1 pseudogene is annotated in these 328 nt (G+C 75.9%); it reads right to left on the bottom strand.

The features are described 5' to 3' along the window. Positions 1-328 (bottom strand): annotated as a pseudogene (locus tag ACWEN3_RS31475) (serine/threonine protein kinase); the annotation flags it as partial.

Here is a 328-nt window from a genome sequence, read left to right on the forward strand (position 1 = left end):
TGCCGTAGGCACCGGTAGCCGGTCAGTGCCACGGCCAGCACGCCGGATGCGGCCAGCAGCGTCCGCGCTCGGCGCCACCGCGGGTGGCGGCCGGTGGCGGTCGCAAGGCCGTCGAGGGACGGACCGGCGGGCGACGCGGGCAGCCCAGGCATCAGCTTCCCCGGTTCGCCGGTCGGGGGTTCCGGCAGGACCTCGGCGAACTCCCGTACCAGCTCGTCCGTTCCGGGCCGCTCGGCGGGGTCCTTGGCCAGGCAGCGCTCCAGCACCGCGCGCACGCTTCCGGTCAGCCCGTCGAGGACGGGCTCGTTGTGGACCACCCGGTAGCCGG

The sequence above is a fragment of the Streptomyces sp. NPDC004561 genome, from assembly GCF_053602155.1.